Below are 17,012 nucleotides of genomic sequence, written 5' to 3'. Positions count from 1 at the left end.
GAGCGTGACGTGGCGAATTCCCCGGACGATCTGCAAGTGATCGTGCCAAATCTGCACAGGCGCTATTCCGGGGTCACCGCGACCAACCGGATGGTGGCGCCGCGGCTGGCAAGACTGTATCGCGCGGCGTGGTTCGGCTCGGACGCGCCGGAGGGGATCGCGCGGCTGAGCGTGGCCGATTTCCTCAAGCTATGGCGCCGCAAGACGCCGCTGATCTGGCATGCGCGCCGCAACAACGAGATGATCGCGGGCGTCGTGCTGCGCGCACTCGGCTGGCCGCTCAAGCTGGTCTTCACCTCGGCGGCGCAGCGGCACCACAGCTGGATCACGCGCTGGTTGATCCGGCGGATGGACGCGATCATCGCGACGTCAGATCTCTCGGCCTCGTTCCTGAAGGTGAAGGCCACCGTGATCCCGCATGGCGTCGACACCGACGTCTATGCGCCGCCGATGGATCGCGCCGCGGCGTTCGCCGAAAGCGGGTTGCCGGGGCGTTACGCGATCGGCTGCTTCGGCCGCGTGCGCGCGCAGAAGGGCACCGACGTGTTCGTCGATGCGATGTGCCGGTTGCTGCCGCGCTATCCTGACTTCACTGCAATCATCGTCGGTCAGGTCACGCCCGAGCAGACGCCCTTCGCGAACGACCTGAAGAAGCGCATCGAGGTCGCCGGCCTGCAATCGCGCATCGTCATCACCGGCGAGTTGCCGATCGAAGCGGTGCAGCGCTGGTACCAGCGGCTGACGATCTACGCCTTCACCTCGCGCAACGAAGGTTTTGGTTTGACGCTGATCGAGGCAATGGCGGCGGGAAGTGCGCTCGTCGCCGCGCGCGCCGGTGCAGCCGAGCTCGTGGTCGAGGATGGCGTCACCGGCGTGCTGATCCCGACGGGCAATGCCGATGCGCTTGCCGTGGCCCTGGAGCTGCTGATGCGCGATGTGGCTGCCGCAACCGCGATGGGCGAGCGCGGACGGGCACGGGTGCTCGAACGGTTCAGCCTCGATGCCGAAGCGGCGCGGATCGGCGAGGTCTACCGTCCGCTGCTCTGAGCCGCCGCTGTCGCGCCCCCAAACAAAAAGCGCGAAAACAACCCCATGCACAGTAGCCGGGGCCAATTGAATCAACAGCTTGGCGGTCGGTGCGAGGATTTTCGGATTTTACGGAGTTCGGTTGACTCGTCGGGCAAAACACCGCTAAACGTGTACCATAGCAAAAATCATCACGCGCCATCGGCTTTGCTTTTGCCAGCTCAGAGTCGGAGCCCATCGCACTCGGCGGTTTGGGCGGCCACATTGCGTACCGTCTTGTCCTGGAAGCTGCCCCATGCCAGTCCGGGGACAATCGCAGCTTTGAGATCATATTAGTCGGAGCGCGCCCGTTACCCGGGGAGAGCGAGCGCGGGGCGATCCCCTACCCATAGCGTGCGCGGTATCGCGGCTGTTACGTTTGCATCAGAAACAATGTTCAACCAATTGAGACGAAAGGCCTCCTTTTAACTACTGGTTGAGTGAGTCAGTGTGTCACACGCATTTGACACAAGGAATAATTGACTTATATGTCAATCGACGATTTGATAAAGCACAAAGTGGGGATTGGGATGCTTTTCCCTCTAATCCCTCGCTCTGCTGGCAGCTCTCCGAGGAGAGCCATGTTTCTTTCGGAGGACATATGGTCCTTGCTCTCGATCGAGCATCAAGAAGACGACATGGAGGAGCGTCTCGGCGCTCTACAAGCGGACTTGGAGTTGTTTGCGGAAGGCCAGCCGATCGACCCCAAATATCTATTCTTGCTCTATCCCGCTTCGGAAGGCGTTTGGGAGATCCGCAGTGTGAGGCCCGCCCCTTCTATTCGCGTGCTCGGCTTCTTTGCAAAGAAGGACGTCTTCATCGCAACAAATATCGCGCTCCGGGAGAATCTGGGTGGATGGGAGTCGCGAGCGTGGAAGGATGTAAAACGCTCAGCAAGAACGCGTTGGGGGCATCTCTTTCATACGCATCGACCACTTATCTCAACAAACCTCAGCGATCTTGTAACGGGTAGCATCGATGGTAAATACTTCAAAACTTAATCCTATGAAGCGCAGGGACGTAGCCTATTATCGGCAACGTCAGAAGAACCGGGTCTTTACTGCTCTCGTTGAGTTCTTTGCGCAGGAGGCAGAACGAAGGGGAATTACCAAAAAACAACTTGCCGAAAGTCTGTCGAAGGACCCATCGCAGGTTACACGATGGCTTTCATCCCCGAGCAATTTCGAATTGGATACACTCAGCGATCTCCTGCTAGCACTTGATGCGGAGCTGGATCATAGGATTGTTCGATTTTCCGATCGCGCCAGGCCAAATTATGCGCATCCACTTGTTGCGCAAACGGTCCACCAGAATGCAAAGGTGACAACAGAGTCTCAGCAAAGAAGATATAAATCGACCGTAGTTAAGCGGGCGCAGACGGAAGTCAAAGTGGAGACGGCTGTTACCGCGGTGCCAGGATGATCGAAGTCGATACGCCAGAAGTGTACGGATATACAATCTTTTGCGACGATATCCGTTTTGAACAACAAGGGAAAATTACACTCGTCGGTATCTATGGCGGGTCATTGATCATTCACGGCGAATTTCCCACAACGCTCCCCAAGTTTGGAATCCATGTCAATTTTCGACAGCATAAATCGGCCTACGCTTCCGGTTTAAAACTGTTGATATTCTTGCCTGGAGATTCGGAGGAGAAGGCCTCCTTCGAAATTGAAATGGATAGCCCGCCCGACGCCGTAGACGGCCTGCCGCCGACAATGTCGGTGGTCGGCACAATCGCGAATGTTGTTCTCTCTCCGCTTGTGTTGCCGACAACCGGGCCAATAAAAGTTCGAATGATACGCGACGGCAAGCTCTACAAGCTCGGCAGCCTGTTCGTAGAAGCTATCGCTTCCAACGACTCTCAGTCGTCTTCCGAGCAATCTCCGCCCGTCGCTCGTGGCTCATAAAACCGGCTCGCTTTTTTAGGATGGAATGGCGGCATCGCCTCTTGAAAGCGTCAGACCGCCAGTGACCATCACCGTGCATGCAATATATCTCAAATTAAGACACCACTAGCATTTCCGGACACCCACGGTTCGGCACCGCTGGTGGGAAGGTCTTCAAGAAGGTGGGTTACACGAGGATGGTGGCGAGACGATTGGCTAGGCCGCAGTGCCTTCGTCACGTCTCGGCCCGCGCCGCCGCCTCACTCAGCACCTTCTCCGCAATCGCCACCACCTCCGACGCTGCGATATCGCGCATGCAGCGGTGGTCGTTCATCTTGCAGAACGTGCTCTGGCAGGGCTGGCACGACAGCACACTCTTGTCCTGGACCACGGTGGCGGCGAGGCCGTTGAGGGGGGCCCAGAGATAGGGGCTGGTCGGGCCGAAGATGCCCATGGTGGGCGTGCCCAGCGCGGCTGCGATGTGCATCAGGCCGGAATCGTTGGAGATGGCGACGCCGGCCGCGGCCATGGCCAGCACGCCGTTGCGCAAATCGGTGCCGGTGAGGTCCCGGACATCAGGGCCGCCGGCCGCGACGATCTCCTGGGCGAGGCCCTTTTCGGCCGGGCCGCCGACGACCCAGACCTCCAGGCCACGCTCGACCAGCAGCCGGGCGGCCTCCGGATAATAGGTCCAGCGCTTTGAGACGCCGACCGAGCCGGGGGCAAGCGCCACGGCGGCGCCGGCGCTGAGGCCATTGGCCTGCCGCCAGCGGACGATGTCCTCGGCCGGGACCCGCAATTGCGGCACCGGCCATTCCGGCGGCAGGGGGGCGCCGTCGGGCTGGGCCAGGGCTGCGTTCTTGTCGATGAAGCGGGGCAGCTTTTTCTCGCCCCAGCGCCAGCGGTTGAGCAGGCCGAACCGGAACTCGCCGACGAAGCCGACCCGTTCGGGGATCCCGGCCAGCGCGGGCGCAATGGCGGCCTTCCAGGTCCGGGGCAGCACCAGGGCGGTGCCGTAGTTCCGCTCGCGCAGGAGCTTCGCCAGGCCGAACTGGCGGCCGACGGCGAGCCGGCTGCGCGGCAGGTCCCAGACGATCCCAGCGCGCACGCCGGGCATGTAGTCGACCAGCGGCGCGCACAGGGACGTGGTCAGGAGATCGACCGGCCGGTTCGGCCAGCGCTGCTTCAGGACCCGGACCACGGTGTGATTTCGGACGAAATCGCCGATCCACATGTAGGGAACGATCAGGATCGGGCGCCTGTCGCTCCGGTCTGCGCTTCCACTAAGTTGCGAATCTATGTTCATTTGTTAATAGGACCGAAGGCGGGCTGATCTGGCGGTTCGGTTAGCCGCTCCCGGCCGGCAGGTAAAGCCGGGAGCGCGTTGGTCCCAAAATGCTTACACTTTGGCAGATGATGCGCTACGGCAGGGATCGGGCCGCGAAGATCGGGCAGGGTGGTTGGAATGTTGCTGGTGACCGGCGGAGCCGGTTTTATCGGGTCGAATGTCGTGGCCGCGTTGAACGACGCCGGCCGCAGTGACGTGGTCGTTTGTGATTTCCTCGGAACCGAGGGCAAGTGGCGCAATCTGGCCAAGCGCCAGCTTGTGGATATCGTCCCCCCGGCCGAGCTGCTGGACTGGCTGAAGGGCCGCAAGCTCGACGCGGTGATCCATCTCGGGGCGATTTCCGCGACCACCGCGACCGACGGCGATCTCGTGTTCGAAACCAATTTCCGCCTCTCCACGCGCCTGCTCGACTGGTGCACGGCGAATGCGGTGCCGCTGATCTACGCCTCCTCGGCGGCGACCTATGGCGACGGCGAGGCAGGCTTTGACGACGATGCGTCGCTGCCCGCGCTGAAAAAACTGCGGCCGATGAATCTCTACGGCTGGAGCAAGCACCTGTTCGATCTCACTGTTGCCGAGCGCGTCGCGCGCGGCGAGGAGCTGCCGCCGCAATGGGCGGGCCTGAAATTCTTCAACGTGTTCGGCCCCAACGAGTACCACAAGGGCTCGATGATGAGCGTGCTGGCGCGGCGCTTCGACGACGTCAGGGCGGGCCGCGTCGTGCAATTGTTCAAGTCGCATCGCGAGGGCATTGCCGACGGCGACCAGCGCCGCGATTTCATCTATGTCGACGATGTCGTGCGCGTCATCATGTGGCTGCTGGCAACGCCCTCGGTGTCCGGGCTGTTCAATGTCGGCACCGGCAAGGCGCGCAGCTTCAAGGATCTGATGCTCGCAGCTTATGCTGCGCTCGGGGCGAGGCCCAACATCGAATATATCGACATGCCCGAACAGATCCGCAACAGCTATCAATACTTCACCCAGAGCGAGGTCGATCGCCTCTGCCGCGCCGGCTATAACGGCGGCTTCACGACGCTCGAGGATGCGGTGAAGGCCTATGTCGGGGATTATCTCGACCGGCCCGACCGCTTCCGCTGAGGCTCCAGGATCATGCCGACGCCCATTCTCGATTTCGACGCCCTCGCGCAAACGATCTCAGGCCGCACGGTGCTCTGCATCGGCGACATCATGCTGGACGAGTTCGTCTATGGCGAGGTGTCGCGGATCTCGCCCGAAGCGCCGACGCCGGTCATCGTTGCCCAGCGCAGCGAGATCCATATCGGCGGCGCCGGCAACGTCGCGCGCAATGTCGCCTCCCTTGGCGCGCGCTGCATCTTCGTCGGCCTCGTCGGCGAGGATGATGCGGGCAAGCGGCTCGCGGCCGCGCTTGCGGAGCAGGGGGCCATCGAAAGCGCGCTGGTGTGCGATCCGTCGCGGCCGACCACGCGAAAGGTCCGCTTCGTCTCCGAGCATTTCTCCACCCACATGCTGCGCGCGGATTGGGAGCAGGCGCAGCCTGCTTCCGACGAGGTCGAGGCGAAGCTGATCGAGGCGATCCTGCCGCAGATCGCGCGCGCCGACGTCGTGCTGCTCTCCGACTACGCCAAGGGCGTGCTGACGGCGCGGGTGATCCGCCACACCATCGACGCCGCGCGAAAGCTCGGCAAGCCCGTGATCGTCGATCCCAAGAGCCTGAACTGGGCGATCTATCGCGGCGCGACGCTGCTCACGCCCAATCGCAAGGAGTTTGCCGAGGCGACCCGCAGCCGCGCCGACACGCCGCAGAGCATCGTCGATGCCAGCGAGGACGTGATGCGGCTCGCCGATTGCGAGGCGATCCTGGTCACGCAAGGCGAGCACGGCATGACGCTGGTGCCGCGCCATGGCGCGGCCGTTCACGTTCCGGCCGTCCCCGTGAAGGTGCGCGACGTCTCCGGCGCCGGCGACACCGTCGCCGCCGCGCTCGCGGTCTCGCTCGCGGCGGGCGCGGACTGGGACACGGCGCTGCGCGTGGCCAATGCCGCCGCTTCCGTCGCCGTCGGCAAGCAGGGCACCGCCATTGTGAGCACGGCCGAGCTGCGGCGAAAGATCCTGCCGCACGCCTATCTCGCGGCCGAGGAGAAGATCGTGCTCGAGCCGGCGGCGCTCGACGCGCAGCTCGCGGAATGGCGCAGGCAGGACCTGCGGGTCGGCTTCACCAATGGCTGCTTCGACATCCTGCATCCCGGCCACGTCAAGGTGCTGACCGCGGCGCGCGGCGCCTGCGACCGCCTGGTCGTCGGCCTCAACAGCGACGCCTCGGTGCGGCGGCTGAAGGGCGCCGACCGTCCGGTCCAGGACGAGCGCGCCCGCGCCGAGGTGCTGGCCGCGCTGGAAGCGGTCGATCTCGTCGTCATCTTCGAAGAGGACACGCCGATAGACCTGATCACCCGGATCAAGCCCGGCGTGCTGGTGAAGGGCGGCGACTACACCCGCGAGCAGGTGGTCGGCCATGAGGTCGTCGAGGCCGCGGGCGGTGTGGTCGTGCTGGTCGACATTCTCCAGGGTTTCAGCACGACGGCGCTGGTGCATCGCGCGCGGGGAGGGGCCAAGTGACGGCACTTGCCCGGGAGACGGCGGGCCAGATGCTGGGGCGGCGCCTGCGCAGCCCGGCGGCCTGGAGCGAGACCGTCGATCTGTTTGCCATCCTCACCGCGGCCGCGCTGCCCTGGTCGACGTCGCTTGCGGGCATATTCAACGCCCTGATGCTGCTCTGCATGGTGCCGTTCCTCGACGTCCGCGCGTTCCTGCAATCGCTCAAGCGTCCGATCTGCGTTGCGCCGATCGCGCTGGTCCTGCTCGCGCTGGTGGGAACGCTGTGGTCGGACGCGACCTGGGGCGCGCGCCTCTATGCCGTCAATCCGACCGTCAAGCTGCTCGTGCTTCCGGTCCTGCTCTACCATTTCGAGCGCTCGCCGCGCGGACGCTGGATTTTCACCGCCTTCCTGGTGTCCTGCGCGCTGTTGTCGGTGATGTCCTGGCTGGTCGCCTTCTACCCGAACCTCGCGCTCAAGATCGATCCGCCCGAGCGCGGCATCTTCGTCAAGAACTACATCGACCAGAGCCAGGAATTCACGCTGTGCGCCGTCGCGCTCGCCTATCCGGTCGTGATGCTGCTGCGCCAGAAGCGTTACTGGTTCGCCGGGCTGCTCACGGCGCTGGCGCTGAGCTTCTTCGTCAACATGGTCTTCGTGGTGGTGTCGCGCACGGCACTCGTCACCGTTCCGATCATGTTCGGCGTGTTCGCGCTGCTTCATTTGAGGTGGCGCAGCATCGCGATCATCGCGGCCGCTCTGCTCGCCGGCGCCGCTATCGCCTGGCAGGCCTCGCCGCAATTGCGCAGGACCGTCGACACCTTTGCCAGCGACTACACGCTTTATGTGGAGAAGGGCGAGCCGACCTCGATGGGCCTGCGGCTCGAATTCTGGCGGAAATCCCTCCGCTTCTTCGCGGAGGCGCCGGTCATGGGGCACGGTACGGGCTCGACGCGCGGATTGTTCGAGCGCGTCGCGACACCCGGCGTCCAGTATCAGGCGTCCGCCGAGGTAATCGGCAACCCGCATAACCAGACGCTGAATGTCGCCGTGCAATGGGGCGCCATCGGCATCGTCGTTCTCTACGCGATCTGGATCCTGCATCTGCTGTTGTTTCGCGGCGACGGGCTGGCCAATTGGGTCGGGCTCCTGGTGGTGGTGCAGAACGTCTTCACCTCGCTGTTCAACTCCCATCTGTTCGACTTCCACGAGGGCTGGATGTACGTCATCGGCGTCGGTGTCGCCGGCGGCATCGTGCTCCAGGCACAACAGGCCGAGGCGAAGGTGGGGGAAGCCGGTTCCTGAACGGCCGCGCGGCTGGCAAGTCCGGTCGAGATGGGTTATCAGCGCGGTCAGGTTGCACCTAACGGGATATTCATCGGTCGTCGGATGACGCGTCTTTCGCATCTCACCTTGCGCAATTTCCTGATCGCGCTCCACGACCTGCTGGCGACCACCGCGGCGCTGTTCGCAGCCTTCTATCTGCGCTTCGAGGGCGGCGACGGCTTCTACGACCGCCTGCCGCTGCTGCTCCAGATCCTGCCCTACTTCCTCGCCTTCAGCGTGGTCGTCTTCTTCGTCTTCAACCTGACCACGACGAAATGGCGCTTCATCTCGCTGCCCGACGCGCTGAACATCCTCCGCGTCGCGAGCGTGCTGACGGTTGCCCTCCTGGTGCTCGACTACATCTTCGTCGCCCCCAATGTCCGCGGTGCCTTCTTCCTCGGCAAGGTGACGATCGTCCTGTACTGGTTCCTCGAGGTCTCCTTCCTCAGCGCGCTGCGCATGACCTACCGCTACTTCCGCTATACGCGGGTGCGGCGCCATGCGAGGGGCGAGGACGCCGCTCCGACGCTGCTGATCGGCCGCGCTGCGGATGCCGAGGTGCTGCTCCGCGGCATCGAGAGCGGAGCGATCAAGCGGATCTGGCCGGTCGGCGTGCTGTCGCCGTCGAACTCGGATCGCGGCCAGTTCATCCGCAACGTTCCGGTGCTGGGCGGCATCGACGACATCGAGGACGTCATCGGCGACTTTGCCAAGCGCAACAAGCCGATTGCGCGCATCGTCATGACGCCGTCGGCGTTCGAGCCGGAGGCGCACCCGGAATCGATCCTGATGCGGGCGCGCAAGCTCGGCGTGATCGTCAACCGCATGCCGTCGCTGGAGAGCGGCGACACGCCGCGCCTCACGGCCGTCGCGGTCGAGGACCTCCTGCTGCGGCCGAGCGAGACAATCGACTATGCGCGGCTCGAAGCCCTGATCAGGGGCAAGGCGGTGATCGTCACCGGCGGCGGCGGCTCGATCGGTTCCGAGATCTGCGAGCGCGTCGTCGCGTTCGGCGCCGCGCGCCTCCTGATCGTGGAAAATTCCGAGCCGGCGCTCTACGCGGTGACGGAGACGCTCGCCGCGCAGGGCGCGGCGGCTGCGATCGAAGGGCGGATCGCCGACATCCGCGACCGCGAGCGCATCATGCGCCTGATGGCCGAGTTCAAGCCGGACATCGTGTTTCACGCCGCCGCGCTCAAGCACGTGCCGATCCTGGAGCGCGACTGGAGCGAGGGCGTCAAGACCAACATCTTCGGCTCGATCAACGTTGCCGACGCCGCGCACGGCGCCGGCGCCGAAGCCATGGTGATGATCTCGACCGACAAGGCGATCGAGCCGGTGTCGATGCTCGGCCTGACCAAGCGCTTCGCCGAGATGTACTGCCAGGCGCTCGACCATGATCTCGCCGCAGGCAGCAGCAGCGCCAGGCCGCCGATGCGGCTGATCTCGGTCCGGTTCGGCAATGTGCTGGCGTCGAACGGTTCGGTGGTGCCGAAGTTCAAGGCCCAGATCGAGGCCGGCGGTCCCGTGACGGTGACGCATCCCGACATGGTCCGCTACTTCATGACCATCCGCGAGGCCTGCGATCTCGTCATCACGGCGGCGACGCATGCGCTCGGAACGCAGCGTTCGGACGTCTCGGTCTACGTGCTCAACATGGGCCAGCCGGTGAAGATCGTCGATCTCGCCGAGCGCATGATCCGCCTTTCCGGCCTTCAGCCCGGCTACGACATCGAGATCGTGTTCACGGGCATGCGGCCGGGCGAGCGCCTGCACGAGATCCTGTTCGCCTCAGAGGAGCCGACCCGCGAGATCGGCGTGGCCGGCATCATGGCCGCGCAGCCGAACGAGCCGCCGATGCAGACGCTGCGCAAGTGGATCGCGGCGCTCGAGCAGGCGATTGCGCGCGACGATCGGGCCACCATCAGGACCATCCTGAAGGACGCAGTTCCGGAATTCGGATCGACCGCGGCCTGACCATGCAGTCTCCCGGCAAGATCGTCGTTGCGAGCCAGCATTATCCACCGGATCCGAGCACGACGGCGTCGATCATGGCCGAGATCGCCTGCCGTCTCGCCGCAGGCCACGAGGTCATCGTGCTGTCGGGCTCGCCCGGCGCGTTGCCGGCGGCGCAGACCGGCGCGGGCAAGCCGCGGATCGTCGCCATCAAGAACCGCATGACCGGCAAGGCGGCGCTGGTGCGGCGCGGCGCGGCCGAACTGCTGTTCGCGGCGCGCACGTTCCTTGCGTTGATGCGAGAGCTCCGGCCCGGCGACGTCGTGGTCACCGTCACCGCGCCGTTCATGCTGCCTTACGCGGTCGCGGCGGCCGCAAGGCTGAAGCGCGCCCGCTCGGCGCTGATCCTGCACGACCTCTTCCCCGACGTGCTGGTGACGGCGGGCCTGCTGAAGCCCGGTTCGATGGTGACGCGGACGATGCGCTTCGCCAACGGCCTGATGTTCCGCGCGCTCAATGCCGTCATCACCATCGGCCGCGATGCGGAGCGGCCGTTGCTGAGCTATGCCGGCATGACGCGGAACAAGATCCGTTTCATCCCGAACTGGGCGACGCTCGCGCCCGGGCCGCGCCCGCTGTCGCCGGACAATCCGTTCCGCGAGCCGCTCTCCGCGCGTTTCGTCGTCGGCCTGTCGGGCAATCTCGGCTTCACCCATGATCCGGAGATCGTGTTCGAGGCGGCGCGCCTCTTGAAGGACGAGGCGGACATTCACTTCCTGCTCTCCGGCTGGGGCATCGGCTTTGCGCGGCTGAAGCAGTTGCAGGCGGCCGCGAACCTGCCCAATGTCTCCTTCGTGGCACGGGTCGAGGATGCCGAGCTCGAGGCGTTCCTGGCGGCTGCCAATCTCTGGATCATTCCGTACCGGAAGGACGTTGCGGGGGTGTCGGTGCCGAGCCGGTTCTACAATCTGCTTGCGGTCGGCCGTCCCGTGGTGCTGGTGTCCGAGCCGGAGGCCGAAGCCGCGTTGACGGTGGTGGAGAACGGGCTCGGCTGGGTCGTGACGCCGGGCCGCGCCGACCAGCTCGCCGAGGCGATCCGCGCGGCGTCCCGTTCCGACGACGGCGCCATGGCGGAGCGCGCGGTGAAGGCGGCATCGAAGTTCGACCGCGCCACCGCGATGAACGCCTACGCCGCCCTGGTCGACGAATTGTTGCGCAACCCGGATCTTTCGGAGCAACGATGAGCGAACGCAAACCGGTCGTGCTGGTCACGGGAGCGAGCGGCTTCGTCGGCCGTCATGTCGTGCCCGCCCTCGCACGCGAGGGGTGGTCGGTCCGCCGCGCCGTACGCAGTCTGACGGGGGCCGACGACGAGGTCGTGATTGAAACGATCGGTCCTGAGACCGACTGGACGGCCGCGCTCGAAGGCGTCGACGCCGTCGTCCATCTCGCCGCGCGCGTGCACCACAAGCACGAGGAGCAAGCGGTCCAGCTCTACCGCAACGTCAACATCGCCGGCACGCTGCATCTGGCGCGCTGCGCGGCGGCGGCCGGCGTGCGCCAGTTCATCTTCGTCAGCACCGTTCTCGTGCACGGCCGCAGCAACGAGGGCCGCGCGCCGTTCAGCGAGAACGACATCCTGACGCCGCGCGGCTTCTACGGCATGTCCAAGGCCGCGGCGGAGGCGGGCTTGAGGACGCTGGCGCGCGACAGCGTCATGAGCATCTCGGTGATCAGGCCGCCGCTGGTCTATGGCGCGGGCGCCAAGGGCAATTTCGCGCTGCTGACGCGCGCGGTGAGCCTGGGGCTGCCGCTGCCCTTTGCCGCGATCCGCAATCACCGCGCCTTCCTGGCCGTGCAGAACCTGTCGTCGTTCATCCTGCGCCGGCTCGCTCATCCCGACCCCGCCAGCAATTTCGAGATCTTCCTGGTGGCGGACCGGGAGCAGGTCTCGACGCCCGAATTCATCGAGCGCCTGGCGAAAGCATCCGGCAAGAGCCCGCGGCTGTTCAGCGTGCCGCCGGACCTGCTCGGCACGCTGCTCAGCGTGATGGGACGGCAGGATACGCACGACAGCCTGATCGGCTCGCTCGAGCTCAACATCTCCAAGGCGATCGCAACCGGCTGGGAGCCGCAGGTCTCCCTCGACGAGGGCCTGCGGCTCGCGCTGTCGGCTCAGGACGCCTGAGGGCGGGAGAAGCGGCGCAGGACGAAGCCGACCGCGATCGCGCCTGCGAGCAGCGCGAGCAGCGTGACCGGCATCGAAGCGGCGCGCACGGTGACGATCGCCAGCAGTGCCAGCACGAGATTGAGCGCGAACACCTCGCCGACCACGCGCGGGACCTTGAAGCCATTGTCGGTCGCGCGCTGGTAAAAGTGCGAGCGGTGCGCCGACCAGAATTGTTCGCGGCGGGCGATGCGGCGAAACAGCGTGATGGTGGCATCCGCGAGGTAATAGGCCGGCAGCAGCAGCGCCGCGGCCGGCTGCCCGTGCCAGGCGAGCTCCAGCAGGCACCAGCCGAGCAGAAGGCCGATCGGCAGGCTGCCGACATCGCCGAGAAACACCTTCGCGACGGGACGATTGAACGGCGCAAAGCCGAGCATGGCGCCGCACAGGGTGGTGGCGAGCAGTGCGGCCGGCCAGGACAGCTCGCCGAGCCATCCCAGCAGCAGCAGCGCCGCGGTGACCGGCACCACTTCCACGACCGTCATCAGGTCGAGCCCGTCCATGAAATTGACGAGGTTCACGAACCAGATTCCGGCGAGCAGGACGAGGCCGCGCTCCAGCGCGAGCGGCACCGCGGGCACGATGCGCGCCGTTTCGGGCGCGGTGAACACGACGGCGCCGACGGCGGCGGCTTGCAGCACGAGCCGAACCAGCACCGGCAGCGAGACGATGTCGTCGGCAAATCCCACCAGGGCGATCAAGACCGTCGCAGCCATCAGCGCCGGCGGGATCGCGACGTTTGCCCAGGCTGCCCAGGCCAATGCGACCAGCAGCGTCGCTGATATCACCGCGATGCCCGCACCCTGCGGGGTCGGAACGCGGTGCGAGGACCGCGCGTTGGGCCGCGCCAGCGCGTAGCGCTGGAGCAGGGGACGGCTGCTCCAGGTGATGACGGCCGACACCAGCGCGGCGATCGCAACGGCAAGCAGCGAGGGTGCGGCGGCGAGCGTGTCGGCGGCCGGGTTCACTCCGGCACTCCGAGCGGGGCCGACCCTTGCGCGGCTTTCTCCGCGCTGAGGACCCAGACCAGGCCGCCGATCGCGCCGACGATGAAATACACGGCGCCGAACAGCAGCGAGACATTGACGCCCTCGCTTGCGGCAAGTCCCGCGAAGCCGAACGCCAGGCCCATGGTGGCTTCACGCAGGCCCCAGCCGGCGATCGAGATCGGCATCATCGTGATCAGCATCACCGGCGGCACGAGCAGGAAGACGTCGCTGAAGCGGACGGGAGCGGCGATCGACTGCACGACGCACCAGGCGACGACGGCGGCGAGCACATGCACGATCAGCGACAGGATCGCGACGATCGGCCCGCGCCTGCGGCTGAAGATCACGCGGTTCGCGATCACCGCGCAGGCGTGGATGTGGTGGGTGGCCCACCACGTCTTCAGCCAGCGCCATTTCAGCGCGCCGAAGACCAGGAAGCCGAGGCCGCCCGCGAGCGCGGCAAGGTCGACGAGCAGCAATGCCGAGCGACCGTGCGGATCGGTGATGAGGGTGTAGCTCCAGGGCAGGCTCGCGACGATGAGGATCGCGAGCGCGATGAGGCCGATCGCGCGATCGACAAAGATGGAGTAGGTGGCCGCACGCCATCCGGCGCCGGCGCGCGCGACCAGCCACAGCCGCACCGCATCGCCCCCGATCGCCGATGGCAGGGTCTGGTTGAAGAAGGATCCGATCACGTTGTAGCGCATGGCCCGCTCGAGCTCGAGCGGCGCGCCGCATTCGGCGCTGATCTCCCGCCAGCGCAGCACGCCGACGAAGATCTGCAGGAAGATGATGGCGATCGCGACCCCGATCCAGAACAGGCTGGTCACCGTGAAGCGCGACAACAGTTCGGTCAGATCGACCTTGCGCAGCGCCAGGTAGAGCAGCGCCGCGGAAATCAGGATTTTGGCCGTCGACAGCAGGATTCGGCGCATCTCGTCCGCATGAGCAGGGTTTGCGAAGATTTGAGGCAACCCGACGCGAGGCGCCGAATTAGGCCGCTTTGGTATGGTTTTGGCGCCGATCTTGCAATAGCGGTGACGAAGAGCGGTTATGAACGGCCGTTATGACGTACGGCGGGGCTATTGCGACCGCCTCGATACCGGCTAAAGAGGCGGCGCGGGCCAGAGGTCCCCTTGGGAACAGGATGACGGATCAGGCGATTTTGGTCACGGGTGCCGCCGGCTTCATCGGCTTTCACGTCGCCCGGCAGCTGCTCGCCGAAGGCCGGCCCGTGATCGGGCTCGACAATCTCAACAGCTATTACGACCCGGCGCTGAAGCAGGCGCGGCTCGAGCTGTTGTGCAGCGATTCCCGCTTCTCCTTCGTCAAGGCTGACCTTGCCGACCGCGAGGCGATCGCAGCGCTGTTCGGACGACACCGGTTTGCCAAGGTCGTACATCTGGCCGCCCAGGCCGGCGTGCGCTACTCGATCGATCATCCGCAGGCTTACGCCGATTCCAATCTCCAGGGCTTTCTCAACGTGCTGGAAGGCTGCCGCAACAACGGCTGCCATCATCTGGTCTACGCCTCGTCATCCTCCGTTTACGGCGCCAACACAAAACTGCCATTTGCCGTGCAGGACCGGACCGATCATCCGGTGAGCCTCTACGCCGCGACCAAGAAGGCGAACGAGGTGATGGCGCAGTCCTACAGCCATCTCTACCGGCTGCCGGTCACGGCCTTGCGCTTCTTTACCATATACGGCCCGTGGGGACGGCCCGATATGGCCATGTTTCTGTTCGTGAACGCCATCATGGCGGAGAGGCCGATCCGGCTCTTTAACCATGGCAGGATGCGCCGCGACTTCACCTATATTGACGACGTCACCCGTGTCGTGTCCAAGCTGATCGATCGGGTGCCCGCCGATGACCCGGCTGCCGCAAATGCGCCGTCTAAGGTCTACAATGTCGGCAACCACCGCCCCGAGGAGCTGATGCATGTCGTCGGACTTCTGGAGCAGGAGCTGGGTCGGACGGCGATCAAAGAATTGCTGCCGATGCAGCCGGGAGACGTTTTGGAAACGTTCGCGGATGTCGAGGACCTGATGCGCGACACCGGCTTTGCACCGTCAACGCCGATCGAGCACGGGGTTCGTAATTTTGTCACCTGGTATCGGGACTACTTCAAGGTTTGAGATGACGATGGACAAACGCATTATCCCCCTGATCATGTGCGGCGGTGCCGGCACGCGGCTGTGGCCGGCCTCGCGCGAGGTGCGCCCAAAACAGTTCCTGCCGCTGTTCGGCTCGCGCTCGACCTTCCAGGACACGCTGCTGCGCGTCTCGGACGCCTCGCTGTTCGATCGTCCGATCGTCATCACCAATGCGTCCTACCGCTTCATGGTGCTGGAGCAGCTCGCCGAGATCGGCATCGAGGCCGACGTGATCCTCGAGCCGATGCGGCGCGACTCCGGCCCCGCGATCGCCGCGGGCGCGGTGTTCGCGCAGAACCGCGCCAGTGATGCGATCGTGCTCGCGCTCGCCGCCGATCACGTGGTGCAGGACAAAGCCGCCTTCGTCGCGGCCTGCCGCGAAGGCCTCACCGCCGCGAGCGCCGGGCGCATCGTCACCTTCGGCGTCAAGCCGGAGCGGCCGGCGACCGAATACGGCTATATCAGCCCGGGCGAGGTGATCTCCGGCGAGGTGCACGCGGTTGCGCGCTTCGTCGAGAAGCCGGACGCGGTGAAGGCGGCCGACTACGTCAGTTCGGGCTATCTCTGGAACAGCGGCAACTTCATGTTCCCGGCGACCGTCCTGCTCGACGAATACCGCAAGGTCGATGCGGCCAGCGTGGAGGCGGTCTCCAATGCGGTCAACAACGCCGGCCGCGACCTCGGCTTCGTGACGCTGGAGCCCGAGGCGTTCGGTTCGGCGAAGGCGATCTCGATCGACTACGCGGTGATGGAGAAGACCGCGCGCGCGGCCGTCGTGCCGGTGTCATGCGGCTGGTCCGACGTCGGCTCCTGGCACGCGGTGTGGGAATTGTCGGAGAAGGACGCGCTAGGCAACGCCGCGCACGGCGCCGCCGTGTTCGAGGATTCCCGCAACTGCAACGTCACCACCGATGCCGCGCTGGTCGCGCTCGAAGGCGTCGACGATCTCGTCGTGGTCGCGACCGCTGATGCGGTCCTCGTGTCGCGCCAGAAGGATGCCAACGGCCTGAAGCGCCTGGTGACCAAGCTCAAGGCGGTCGCGCCGAAGGTCACCGAGGAGCATCTCAAGGTGCACCGGCCCTGGGGCAGCTACCAGTCGGTCGACAATGGCGAGCGTCACCAGGTCAAGCGCATCGTGGTCAAGCCCGGCGGGCGGCTGTCGCTGCAAAAGCACCATCATCGTGCCGAGCACTGGATCGTGGTGCGTGGTGCCGCCCGGGTCACGGTCAACGAGACCGTGAAGACGGTGCACGAGAACGAGTCGATCTACATCCCGATGGGCGCGGTGCACCGGATGGAGAATCCCGGTAAGATCATGCTGGAGCTCATCGAGGTCCAGACCGGCAGCTATCTGGGGGAAGACGACATCATCCGGATTGAAGACGACTATCAAAGGTCGTAACCAGCAGACTCCGAATCACGCGACCCGGGCCGAAAGAGCGGTATCTTTCAGCGGCTTAAGGCCCGGGGAACGTGTAACTTTT

At 65.2% G+C, this 17,012-nt stretch carries 15 protein-coding genes; 12 read left to right on the top strand and 3 right to left on the bottom strand.

Annotated elements, in window-relative coordinates:
- Positions 1 to 9: 9 nt before the first annotated feature.
- The 4 genes from BM118_RS31980 (at position 10) to BM118_RS31970 (ending at position 2,975) form a co-directional block, all read left to right on the top strand.
- On the top strand, positions 10 to 1,047 hold the full coding sequence (locus BM118_RS31980) for a glycosyltransferase family 4 protein (RefSeq protein WP_092190782.1): 1,038 nt from the start codon (positions 10 to 12) through the stop codon (positions 1,045 to 1,047).
- A gap of 626 nt (positions 1,048 to 1,673) precedes the next feature.
- Entirely contained in the window at positions 1,674 to 2,066 is a 393-nt protein-coding gene (locus BM118_RS31975; protein WP_143099559.1) for a hypothetical protein, read from the top strand.
- The gene (locus tag BM118_RS42790; protein WP_143099558.1) at positions 2,044 to 2,487 is read left to right on the top strand and encodes a helix-turn-helix domain-containing protein; all 444 of its coding nucleotides are present in this window, start codon (positions 2,044 to 2,046) and stop codon (positions 2,485 to 2,487) included. The genes BM118_RS31975 and BM118_RS42790 overlap by 23 nt, the downstream gene beginning before the upstream one ends.
- On the top strand, positions 2,484 to 2,975 hold the full coding sequence (locus BM118_RS31970; RefSeq protein WP_092190778.1) for a DUF6941 family protein: 492 nt from the start codon (positions 2,484 to 2,486) through the stop codon (positions 2,973 to 2,975). Before BM118_RS42790 ends, BM118_RS31970 begins: the two co-directional genes overlap by 4 nt.
- A 214-nt stretch (positions 2,976 to 3,189) precedes the next feature.
- Here BM118_RS31970 and waaF read toward each other — a convergent pair whose 3' ends face one another.
- On the bottom strand, positions 3,190 to 4,260 hold the full coding sequence (waaF, locus tag BM118_RS31965; RefSeq protein WP_092190776.1) for a lipopolysaccharide heptosyltransferase II: 1,071 nt from the start codon (positions 4,258 to 4,260) through the stop codon (positions 3,190 to 3,192).
- Between the two features lie 159 nt (positions 4,261 to 4,419).
- Here waaF and rfaD point away from each other — a divergent pair, with 159 nt between their 5' ends.
- The 6 genes from rfaD (at position 4,420) to BM118_RS31935 (ending at position 12,345) form a co-directional block, all read left to right on the top strand.
- Complete coding sequence (rfaD, locus tag BM118_RS31960) at positions 4,420 to 5,400, top strand: ADP-glyceromanno-heptose 6-epimerase (protein WP_092190774.1); 981 nt, start codon at positions 4,420 to 4,422, stop codon at positions 5,398 to 5,400.
- A gap of 12 nt (positions 5,401 to 5,412) precedes the next feature.
- Positions 5,413 to 6,897 carry a D-glycero-beta-D-manno-heptose-7-phosphate kinase gene (rfaE1, locus tag BM118_RS31955; protein WP_092190772.1) on the top strand — a complete coding sequence of 495 codons (1,485 nt, stop codon included), beginning with the start codon at positions 5,413 to 5,415 and terminating at the stop codon, positions 6,895 to 6,897.
- On the top strand, positions 6,894 to 8,180 hold the full coding sequence (locus tag BM118_RS31950; protein ID WP_092190770.1) for an O-antigen ligase family protein: 1,287 nt from the start codon (positions 6,894 to 6,896) through the stop codon (positions 8,178 to 8,180). Before rfaE1 ends, BM118_RS31950 begins: the two co-directional genes overlap by 4 nt.
- Before the next feature lie 84 nt (positions 8,181 to 8,264).
- Entirely contained in the window at positions 8,265 to 10,178 is a 1,914-nt protein-coding gene (locus tag BM118_RS31945) for an SDR family NAD(P)-dependent oxidoreductase (protein ID WP_177234881.1), read from the top strand.
- Positions 10,179 to 10,180: 2 nt separating this feature from the next.
- A complete protein-coding gene (locus BM118_RS31940) occupies positions 10,181 to 11,401 on the top strand; it encodes a glycosyltransferase family 4 protein (RefSeq protein ID WP_177234880.1) in 1,221 nt (406 codons plus the stop codon).
- Positions 11,398 to 12,345, top strand: a complete 948-nt coding sequence (locus BM118_RS31935; protein ID WP_092190763.1) for an NAD-dependent epimerase/dehydratase family protein — start codon at positions 11,398 to 11,400, stop codon at positions 12,343 to 12,345. Before BM118_RS31940 ends, BM118_RS31935 begins: the two co-directional genes overlap by 4 nt.
- On the opposite strand, the gene BM118_RS31930 is transcribed toward BM118_RS31935, so the two are convergent.
- Positions 12,333 to 13,352, bottom strand: a complete 1,020-nt coding sequence (locus BM118_RS31930; RefSeq protein ID WP_092190761.1) for an MraY family glycosyltransferase — start codon at positions 13,350 to 13,352, stop codon at positions 12,333 to 12,335. The genes BM118_RS31935 and BM118_RS31930 overlap by 13 nt on opposite strands.
- Positions 13,349 to 14,308 carry a lysylphosphatidylglycerol synthase transmembrane domain-containing protein gene (locus BM118_RS31925; protein ID WP_092190759.1) on the bottom strand — a complete coding sequence of 320 codons (960 nt, stop codon included), beginning with the start codon at positions 14,306 to 14,308 and terminating at the stop codon, positions 13,349 to 13,351. Before BM118_RS31925 ends, BM118_RS31930 begins: the two co-directional genes overlap by 4 nt.
- Positions 14,309 to 14,520: 212 nt before the next feature.
- Between BM118_RS31925 and BM118_RS31920 the strand changes: the two genes are divergently transcribed.
- Complete coding sequence (locus BM118_RS31920; RefSeq protein ID WP_092190757.1) at positions 14,521 to 15,510, top strand: SDR family NAD(P)-dependent oxidoreductase; 990 nt, start codon at positions 14,521 to 14,523, stop codon at positions 15,508 to 15,510.
- A gap of 7 nt (positions 15,511 to 15,517) precedes the next feature.
- The gene (locus BM118_RS31915) at positions 15,518 to 16,930 is read left to right on the top strand and encodes a mannose-1-phosphate guanylyltransferase/mannose-6-phosphate isomerase (RefSeq protein WP_177234879.1); all 1,413 of its coding nucleotides are present in this window, start codon (positions 15,518 to 15,520) and stop codon (positions 16,928 to 16,930) included.
- Positions 16,931 to 17,012: the final 82 nt, after the last annotated feature.

It is taken from the genome of Bradyrhizobium sp. cf659 (genome assembly GCF_900113725.1).
Lineage (GTDB): Bacteria > Pseudomonadota > Alphaproteobacteria > Rhizobiales > Xanthobacteraceae > Bradyrhizobium.
This window is presented reverse-complemented; position numbering and strand designations above follow the sequence as displayed.